The organism is Nitrosomonas halophila (genome assembly GCF_900107165.1).
Classification (GTDB): Bacteria; Pseudomonadota; Gammaproteobacteria; order Burkholderiales; family Nitrosomonadaceae; genus Nitrosomonas; species Nitrosomonas halophila.
The window spans coordinates 1-9,109 of the sequence record NZ_FNOY01000089.1 but is presented as its reverse complement, the minus strand read 5'-3'; the positions used below and the strand labels follow the sequence as shown (position 1 = coordinate 9,109).

The 9,109-nt window shown below is 56.2% G+C and carries 8 protein-coding genes; 6 read left to right on the top strand and 2 right to left on the bottom strand.

What is annotated here, in order from left to right; all coding sequences use genetic code 11:
• Positions 1-309 precede the first annotated feature (309 nt).
• Together BLV85_RS13495 and BLV85_RS13490 are read left to right on the top strand one after the other, a co-directional pair.
• Complete coding sequence (locus tag BLV85_RS13495; RefSeq protein ID WP_090415761.1) at positions 310-597, top strand: hypothetical protein; 288 nt, start codon at positions 310-312, stop codon at positions 595-597.
• A gap of 250 nt (positions 598-847) precedes the next feature.
• Positions 848-2,029, top strand: coding sequence for a BaiN/RdsA family NAD(P)/FAD-dependent oxidoreductase (locus BLV85_RS13490; RefSeq protein WP_090415760.1), 1,182 nt, complete (start codon positions 848-850; stop codon positions 2,027-2,029).
• 63 nt (positions 2,030-2,092) lie between these two features.
• Here BLV85_RS13490 and BLV85_RS13485 read toward each other — a convergent pair whose 3' ends face one another.
• The gene (locus BLV85_RS13485; RefSeq protein ID WP_090415759.1) at positions 2,093-3,064 is read right to left on the bottom strand and encodes a glutathione S-transferase family protein; all 972 of its coding nucleotides are present in this window, start codon (positions 3,062-3,064) and stop codon (positions 2,093-2,095) included.
• Positions 3,065-3,086: 22 nt separating this feature from the next.
• A complete protein-coding gene (locus BLV85_RS13480) occupies positions 3,087-3,527 on the bottom strand; it encodes a DoxX family protein (RefSeq protein WP_090415758.1) in 441 nt (146 codons plus the stop codon).
• 103 nt (positions 3,528-3,630) lie between these two features.
• On the opposite strand from BLV85_RS13480, the gene BLV85_RS13475 reads away from it, so the two are divergent.
• The 4 genes from BLV85_RS13475 to BLV85_RS13460 all read left to right on the top strand — a co-directional run.
• On the top strand, positions 3,631-4,548 hold the full coding sequence (locus BLV85_RS13475) for a LysR substrate-binding domain-containing protein (RefSeq protein WP_090415757.1): 918 nt from the start codon (positions 3,631-3,633) through the stop codon (positions 4,546-4,548).
• Positions 4,549-4,700: 152 nt separating this feature from the next.
• Positions 4,701-6,473, top strand: coding sequence for a hypothetical protein (locus BLV85_RS13470; protein WP_090415756.1), 1,773 nt, complete (start codon positions 4,701-4,703; stop codon positions 6,471-6,473).
• Positions 6,474-6,824: 351 nt separating this feature from the next.
• A complete protein-coding gene (locus BLV85_RS13465; protein WP_090415755.1) occupies positions 6,825-8,300 on the top strand; it encodes a DEAD/DEAH box helicase in 1,476 nt (491 codons plus the stop codon).
• Positions 8,301-8,465: 165 nt separating this feature from the next.
• Positions 8,466-9,109: NAD-dependent epimerase/dehydratase family protein (locus BLV85_RS13460; protein ID WP_143032352.1), on the top strand; the 644-nt coding region annotated here is incomplete at its 3' end.

The window sequence follows — 9,109 nt, the reverse complement described above, 5'->3', positions numbered from 1 at the left end:
CATCTTCTCAGAGATTGGGCGGGGTGCTCCACTATCACCGGCCATGGTCTTACAAAAGGCGCTTTCGGTTACCCACAAATTCTGCCGAGGAGCCATAGATTCCATGTACTTCCGTACAATTTTTTCATACCATTCGCCATAATAATCTAACCGCCGGTCGTTGCCGCATTATGGTGAATATTCATGATTTCGAGGAATTCGGATAGCTATCGGTCAGCCAGGTGGTCATGGTTTAAAGGCAGCAGGCTGTTGTAACCATTAGCAGTCATTATCAGAAAACTGGCCTGTTAATTTTTAGGGAAATCCTGAATGCATAAAACTGTGTTATTTGCTGCTTTGATGCTTGGTGTGATTCCAGCAAGCTCGGCTGATAGAGAAAAAAGTGAAACCAGGATCTATCCAGCCGATTCCATCGGCACCATCGATGCCAATAATCCGCACTTTGTCCTTGAGAAGGATGGCCGGATTCTGCCAACCGATAGTATCGGAACAAAGATTGGTGACAGTAAAAAGCAATACAGGATTATCGGAGACAGCGTTCATGAAACGGACGCCATTGGTACTGTCAGGCAGGATAGCTCACGGAGAATAAAGTAGAAAATTAATGAAATTATTGGATGATCGGGAGCGGCAAATGGATTGCGGTGATACGATTTTTTTTGCGAGTGCTGCTCGCCGATGAAGCAAAAGATGATTGACCTGGCGCTGTTGCCTTTCCTGAATTCGCAGCAAATCCAGCTGCTTTTGCAATCGAACTTCCGCCAATTTTTGTAGAATGCCGGGTTTGTCTGTTTTTTTGAGCACGCTGCTTGCTCGTCTCATCTATGCATAACCGAAGCAATCAACCATGGCTCATTCTTTTGATGTGATCATCATCGGCGCTGGCGCGGCTGGGCTGATGTGTGCGATCGAGGCCGGCGGGCGCGGCCGCAGGGTGTGGTTGATCGATCATAGGGCCAAGATTGCCGAGAAAATCCGCATTTCCGGTGGTGGGCGCTGCAATTTCACCAATCTGCATACCCAGCCGCAGTGCTACCTGTCGCAGAATCCGCATTTCTGCAAGTCCGCGCTCAGGCGCTATACGCCGCAGGATTTCATCGCGCTGGTGCGCAAGCATGGCATCGCTTTTCATGAAAAGAAGCTGGGGCAGTTGTTTTGCGATGATTCCGCCAAACAGATCATCACCATGCTGTTGACGGAAGCGCGCCAGGCGGGTGTGCAGCTCGATACTTCGGTGCAGGTGCGCGCCATCGAAGCGGTTGCGGGCGGCTATCGCCTCAAGACCAGCCAGGGCGAGCAGACTTGCGCTTCGCTGGTGATTGCGACCGGTGGTCTTTCGATTCCCAAGATCGGGGCGACTCCATTTGGCTATGAGGTGGCCAAACAATTTGGGCTGAATGTGATCCAGCCGCGCGCGGCGCTGGTGCCGTTGGTTTTTGATGGGGCATTGCTGGCACGCTGCCAGGCACTGAGCGGCCTTTCGGTCGAGGCGGATGTGCGTTTCAGGAAGCAGCTGTTTGCCGAGGGGTTGCTTTTTACCCACCGGGGATTGAGCGGCCCTTCTATTTTGCAAATCTCGTCGTATTGGGAGGAGGGGGAGCCGATCGTCATCAATCTGGCGCCGGGCACGGATGTGCTTGCATGTTTAAAAGCGTGGAAGCAGAGCCAGCCCCGGTTGCATATCAACAATGCATTGGCGGAGATCCTGCCCAGGCGGCTTGCGCAAAGCATTTGCGATGAACAGAACGACAGCGGGCCATTGGCCAACTTGTCCGATGCCCGGTTGGCGGCGCTGGCCAGTGCCGTCAATGATTGGCATGTCAAACCGGTCGGCACGGAAGGCTACCGGACAGCCGAAGTGACCCGGGGCGGGGTGGATACGCGCGAACTGTCCTCGCAGACGATGGGGGCGAGCAGACAATCTGGCCTGTTCTTTATCGGCGAAGTGGTGGATGTCACCGGTCACCTGGGCGGATTCAATTTCCAGTGGGCCTGGTCCTCGGGGTATGTGGCCGGGCAGTATGTGTAGGCTTGTCTGGTCATGGGTTCTGCCCAGCCGGTAGATGAAGAGGGCTCAGGTCTCAGGGCATGTTCATGCAAACAGTTGCGCGCGGTTGTGTGGCCGGGTGTAGTCGATCTCCGGCCCCTTGGGGATGATGCGGGTCGGGTTGATGCTCGGGTGGCTGTAGTAGTAATGGGTTTTGATATGACCAAAATCGACCGTTTCCGCGATACCTGGCTGCTGATAGAGGTCGCGCAGGTAATTGGATAGGTGCGGATAGTCCTCGATGCGCCGTTTGTTGGCCTTGAAGTGGCTGTAATAGACGGCGTCGAAGCGCAGCAGGGTGGTAAACAGGCGCCAGTCGGCTTCGGTCAGTTGGTCGTCGACCAGGAAACGGTGCTTGCCCAGAATGGCTTCGATCTCGTCCAATGTCTTGAAAAGATTGTCGTAGCCTTTTTCATAAGCTTGCTGGGTGGTGGCGAAGCCGGCCTTGTAGACGCCATTGTTGATGCCGTGATAGACCACTTCATTGACGGCATCAATCCTGCCGCGCAGGGCCTCGGGATAGAAATCCCGATAGTTGCGTGTGATGTCGTTGAACGCGCGGTTGAGCATGCGGATGATGTCGGCCGACTCGTTGCTGACGATGGTGCCGCGCTGCTTGTCCCATAATACCGGCACCGTGACCCGGCCCGTATAATCCGGTTTGACGCGGGTATACAGCTGGTGCAGGTAACGCAGTGCCGGGAAGGGGTTGTCCTGCGAGACCTCGCTGAAGACCCAGCCATGTGCCAGCATTTTGGGGTCGACCACGGTTACGCCGATATGTGCCTGCAAGCTTTTCAGATTCCGGAAAATCAGGGTGCGATGTGCCCATGGGCAGGCCAGTGATACGAACAGATGGTAGCGGCCGGATTCTGCCGTGAAACCGTCATCGCCAGTCGGTCCGGCGCGTCCATCCTGGGTGATCCAGTGGCGGTATTGGGCATCTTCGCGGATGAACTCGCCATCCCGGGTTTTGTACCACTGATCATGCCACTGTCCATCGATCAAGATTCCCATGTATTGTGTCCTCCGTAGTTGATTAAAGGGCGTTCTGGAGTTTGCGGTCGAGTGAATATTTGCCTGCGCCTTGCAACAGCAGCGCCAGGCTGGCGACCAGCAATGTTAGCGCATACTCGTAGCCATTGTTGCTGAGGAAAAAGCCATTTGTCCAGTGGGCAGCAAACAGTGCCACCAGCATGGTGAGGGCAGTGATCAGCGCGGCAGGGCGTGTCAGCAATCCCAGCAGCAACGCCAGCCCGCCGAAGAACTCGGCGGCGCCCGCCAGCCATGCCATCAAGTAACCGGGTGTGAGGTTGATCGAGGCCATCCACTCGCCCGTGGCTTCAAGCCCATAGCCGCCGAACCAGCCGAACAGTTTCTGGGCGCCATGGGCAATGAAAATGCTGCCAACAGTCACGCGTAACAACAGCATGGCGAGATCGGTTTTGCCCTGAGTGTTTAAAATTGCTGATGTTTTCATGGTTTGCCTCCTCTTTATATTTAATATGTTATCAGTATAGGGTTTTGTAAAAATTAAAAAAGCGGAATAATTGAATGGTTCTATTCAAAAAATCTGAACATTTATGAGCGCGGCACAAGCGATTACCCTCGATGCCCTGATGGTGCTGGACATGATCGACCGGCGCGGTTCTTTTGCGGCTGCAGCGGAGGCATTGCACCGAGTGCCATTGGCTATCAGCTACAGCATACAGAAACTGGAACAGGATCTGGGTGTGATCCTGTTTGCGCGCGAGGGGCGCAAATCGGTGCTGACGCCGGCAGGCAGAGTTTTGCTGGAACAGGGGCGGCATATTCTGGATGCAACCCGGCAGCTGGAGGAAATGGCCAGGCAGGTAGACAGCGGCTGGGAGTCTTCGCTTTCGATCGTGTTGGATGCCTCGCTTGGTGTTGAGCATGTTTATCCGCTGTTGACCGAGTTTTTTGCACTCAAGCCGGATATCGAGATCAATTTGCATCAGGAGGTATTGAGCGGTGGCTGGGAAGCGTTGCAGGAAAACCGCGCTGACCTTGCTATCGGCCTGCCTGGCAAGCCGGCCATTCACCGGGATTTTGTCTGCCGTCAGTATTGCCTGTTGCCATGGGTGTTTGCAGTCAGCCAGGCGCACCCCCTGGCCAGGCTTGAGCGCAGCCTCAAACCCGAGGAAATCGCCGGTTACCGGGCGGTCGTCGCGCGCGACAGTACGCGTCATGGCGTGGCCAGCACATATCGGTTGTTCAGCCGCCAACCGGCGTTGAAAGTGCCATCGGTGCATGACAAAGTGGCGGCGCAAAAGGCCGGTCTTGGCATCGGCTATTTGCCCGTGCATTTGATTGAACAGGCGCTCGCCAGTGGTGAGCTGGTCGCATTGCAGGTGGAAGGTGTTGAGACCCATACGCCGCTTTATATGGCCTGGCGGCGCGGCCGGCGAGGCAAGGCGCTGCGCTGGTTCATCAATGCCCTGCAGGCCGGCACTGGTCCACTTCAGTGCAGTGGCGACTAAAGATCATTGGCCCAGAACGCAAATTCTGCGGTATGGCTCGGCCACAATTAGGCCCATTTCATGTGTTATTTCTGGAGTAAGGCGTGGCGTTATCCGTTGTAGGATCGAAAAGCAGGTTTATCTCCATACCCTCTCAACCAGAAGGAAGCGCTGTGATCTTACGTATTGCTATATATCTTGCCACTTTCATGGCTATTTTCTTGAGTGGCCTGTCTGCCGTTCAGGCCGATTCCTACAAGCCCACGAATATCGACGCCACTTTGTATTTCCAGGCAGCCGTCAAGGATCGTGAATACTGTTCGATGGTGGTTAAAGATGGCGAGCTGGTGGCGATCAACAAACTGACTGGCAAGCCGATGAGCAATGCAGCCATGACTTGTCCGGATATGTTTTCCTGGAAGCTGTTTGCTGAAGTCGTGCGGGACAGATTCTGGTCGAACTGGGCGGATGAGAACGACAACTGGCCCTCTCGGCCACATGTATTATGTCAGGCCGGCCAGTCGCCGGACAAGAACGCCTGTTGCCAGCCTGGCTCGGCGGACAATGACCCCAAGCATTGCCCGATTTATCCTGCTACTCGCCATGCGGCCAAGCTGCAGCGCCTGACCGAAGCGTTGACGGACGAGGCGCATGAAATGGCGCGTGATCTTGCCTTGCGGCGCGATACCCGTCTGCCATTCCACCATACGCTCAAGCCACTGGGACGTTTGCGCATGCCTGAATCGTCCAAAGCGAATGCTGACGAAGCCGCTACGCCTGCCTGTACCAGCGTGAAAATAGATGGCAAGCCCCGGAATCTGGTAGCGGAAATCGTCAAGCGCTTCAATCCAGGCGATGCTGAAAGTGTCGGACGGGTGATACGCCAGACCAATGCCGAATTGACCATCCGTAACCAGGTATTTCACGATTATCTATTCACCAACAATTTGTATAACGCCAACGGTGTCGTGGACGTGTTCCAGGCCAATCAGCAGAATCTGCAAAGCGATGCCCCTTACCATGGCGTCAACCATTCTTCACAGGGTGGCCAGTCGGGTAAGCTGTATAGCGTGGATTTGCCGCCGGACGCGATCATGATCAAGAGCAACTGGCTGCATCATGATCTGGCCGTGGCGCTGGGAATGCCGGACGATTCCAAGCAGTACATCAGCAAGGTGTTGCAGACGCAAATCGATCTGCAGGCGCTCGGGCTCAGCAAATCCCCCCAAAGCTGTCACCTGGATGGCATCCATCATCTCGTCGCTTTTCACGTCTCCTCCAAAGACATTCCCAACTGGGTTTGGACGTCCTTCGAGCATATCAGCCTGCCCGGCCGCTGTGATATCACCGGTTGCAACGATGCCTATGGTTATGCCAGCGCAGACAAGGCGCGCCCGGACGGGACGGCGGATAATTATGTCAAACCCAACCAGCGCAGCGATCGCTTGAATTCGCCGAGCATCGTGTTCAACCCGGATAAGGGCTATCCGTTGGAAACGATCCGCCCGGAATGGGATCAGTTGCTGGCTGCGCTGCATATTGGCAGCGGTGACAGCACCAGCCAGGTAGAGCCTGATCCGGAGGACGCCGCCTGGCGCAACTTCCGTCTCAAGGGCTCACAGGTAGAATTCGTCAATTCCATTGGCCAGGCGACATTGTTGGGGAATTCGATCACCGAGGCAGGGTTCATGGATGGTTCCAGTTGCATCAGCTGCCATGCCAGGGCCGGCGCGGCGGTGAATAGCGATGGCTCGGCCAATTTTCTCGCGCTCTCGGTATTCGAGCGCAGCCTGAGCGATTTTGGCTATGCCCGCAGTCATTACGGCATTCCCGATCCCTTCTGGTTCTACAACGATAACAACAGCCGCCCCAAAATGGCGGTCATGCAGACCGATTTCATCTGGGGGTTTCTCAACGCCCGTCCGCTGGTGCCTGGTAAACGATAGCGATCCAATCTCCTTGTCGTGCCATTCGGCCTGTGCAGCGATGCTGCACAGGCTTTTTCTTGTTTGTCTCCCTGTGGTTGCACTTTTTGCAGCTTGACCTTGTCTCATGCAGTGTGAGCCGAGATTGTCAATGATATCCCCGCTGATGCAAGTCAGCCGTGGTATACTCGGCGCCTCAAATGCTAGGTACGCGCCCATCAGTCAGCGTGCCGTCAGCCGGGCCGGTTACTGATTCAGCATCCTCCGCCTGATATTTCCCCCCAATAAAGCTATCAGCCTCGACTGGTTCCAGCCCTTATTTTTCAAGGCTGCATGCAAGGCTGGATGCCAGACCAGGAGTTGTTACCCCTTATGTTATTTTCAGAACTCGGCTTGTCTGCCGATATTTTGCGCGCTATTCAAGACGCAGGTTATACCACCCCCACCCCGATACAATTGCAGGCCATTCCGCTGGTGCTCGAAGGCCGTGACATGCTGGCCGGCGCGCAAACCGGAACCGGCAAAACGGCCGGGTTCACTTTGCCGCTGTTGCACCGTTTGGCAAATCGCGCCAGACCAGGGCCTTCGGCAGGCCGCCCACCGATTCGTGCCCTGGTGCTGACGCCGACGCGCGAGCTGGCCGCACAGGTGGAAGAAAGCGTGCGCACTTATGGCAAGTATCTTAAATTGAACTCAATGGTGATGTTTGGTGGTGTCAGCATCAATCCACAAATCAAGGCGCTGAAAGGCCGTGTCGATATTCTGGTGGCAACACCGGGCCGTTTGCTCGACCATGTGAGCCAGGGCACGGTGGATTTGTCGCAAATCGAAATTCTGGTGCTGGACGAAGCCGATCGCATGCTCGATATGGGCTTTATCCGCGATATCCGGCGCGTGCTTGCATTGTTGCCCAAACAACGCCAAAACCTGTTGTTTTCCGCGACCTGTTCGGATGAAATCAAAGCGTTGGCCGATGGCCTGCTGAATGCGCCCGCCTACGTGGAGGTCGCCCGGCGCAATACCACAACAGAAACGGTCTCGCAGCGGGTCTATATCGTTGACCGCGATAAAAAGCGGGATGCCTTGGTGCATTTGATTACAACACATGACTGGTCGCAGGTATTGGTGTTTACCCGGACCAAGCATGGCGCAAATGCCCTGGTTGGCAAATTGACGAAAGCGGACATTTCCGCGCTCGCGATTCATGGCAATAAAAGCCAGAATGCCAGAACCAATGCCCTGGCCGAATTCAAGGCAGGCAGTGTGCAGGTACTGGTGGCAACCGATATCGCCGCCCGTGGCCTGGATATCGACCAGCTGCCATATGTGGTGAATTACGAGCTGCCTGATGTTTCCGAAGCGTATGTGCACCGCATTGGCCGCACCGGCCGTGCCGGCGCGACAGGCGCTGCGGTCTCGCTGGTGTGTGTGGATGAATTCAAACTGCTGCAGGACATCGAGCGCTTGATCAAACGAGATATCGAACAACATGTCCTGCCCGGGTTTGAGCCGGATCGTGATGCCGAGCCACAGCCCATTCAACGGCGTAGCCCACGAGGGGGCGGCGAGAAGGTACAGGGCGGGCGCAGCCGGACAGAACAAGGGGAGGGTCGCGGACGTAACGGACGAGGCCGGCCGGCAGCGGCTGCCAAACGTGGCGCCACGCCTGCGCGCCAGCATAAGCCGGCTGGCGGACAGAAGTCGCCAGCCGGGGCGCCACAGGGTGCTGCTGGCCGTAGGGAGGCTGCGCCGCGTGGCAAGGTCAGCGGTCATGCCCGGCGCGGGCTGACGTCTCGTACCCTGGCCAATGCCGACAGCAGGCAAAGCGCGGGCCGTAGCGAGGGCTGATAGCTGTCGCATCACGCCCGATAGTGTGGCCCAGATGACTGCGCAGGCCTGCGGGAACGATCAGTCCCTGCGACTGGCCGGGTCTTTCAGGGCATATTCCCATCTCCGCCGAATCGGCGTATCTTGTTCCGATAGACAATCGACCGGAAGGGGGTATCATCGCATATGAACATACTTGTCACTGGGGCAACGGGATTTATTGGACATCATTTGGTGGCGCAGCTGAAACAGGCTGGCCATGCGGTCAAAGTGTTGAGCCGCGATGCTGCGCGCGCGGGCCGGAAGCTGGGTGTGCCAGCCTATGACTGGCATTATGCTCAAGAAGAAGTGCCGCCTGCGGCATTGGAAGACGTGCAGATCATCATTCAATTGATGGGTGAGAATCTGGGCACGGGCCGCTGGACCGCGAAACGCAAGCGCGAGATGTATGAATCCCGCATTGTCAGCACGCGCAAACTGGTTGCTGCAGCGCCCGCCAGCCTGGAAGGGCTGGTTTGCGGCTCGGCCATCGGTATTTATCCGGGCACGGGCGACGAGAGCTATGACGAGTCCTATGTTGTGCCGGCCGAGGCCGGTTTCATGCAAACCCTTTGCCGTGACTGGGAGACGGAGGCCGCCGGCATCGAGGTCAAAGGGGTGCGCCGGGTCAGCATCCGGACGGGTGTGGTGCTGGGTGATGGGGGCATGCTGGACAAGCTCCTGCCGGTATTCAGGCTAGTACCCAGCATCCGAAATATATCCGATAACCTATACGAGCAAAGGTTTGCCAATATAAGTCCAGCGAAACGACTTTGCCAAGGTTTCATTGA